Raw genomic sequence first — 379 nt, 5'->3', positions numbered from 1 at the left:
GACACCCACGGTTAAAAGCGAGGAGCATGTAACATTAAAAGAAAAGAAAGATTTCCTTTTCACAATCAATCAAATCCATAAAAGAGGAGTTACCGATGAATTTAACTATACACGAAGATTCTCTGAAAAAACCGTTTAAGACACAAATCAGAAAATCAGTAGAACAACTCGTTCGTTTTGGTTGGGAGCAGGCGCTATCCTGTTTGTTTCCTGTCGTTATTTTTGCCTCTTTGGCTTTTACACAAATCATACCGCTTCCCTTCCTGCCGCGGTATGATTGGATGCTTATCATCTGCCTGCTCATGCAATGGGGGATGGTGCGTTCCCGGCTTGAAACAATGGATGAACTAAAGGTTATTACCTTGTTCCACCTTATTGG

General features: G+C 41.2%; 1 protein-coding gene. It reads left to right on the top strand.

The genetic code is table 11. The features are described 5' to 3' along the window. Positions 1-95: 95 nt before the first annotated feature. Positions 96-379, top strand: a 284-nt coding sequence (locus RYX56_RS21410; RefSeq protein ID WP_317123996.1) for a DUF817 family protein, incomplete at its 3' end; no start/stop codon positions are given.

It is taken from the genome of Alkalihalophilus lindianensis, from assembly GCF_032843265.1.
Classification (GTDB): Bacteria; Bacillota; Bacilli; order Bacillales; family Bacillaceae_D; genus Alkalihalophilus; species Alkalihalophilus lindianensis.
This window is presented reverse-complemented; position numbering and strand designations above follow the sequence as displayed.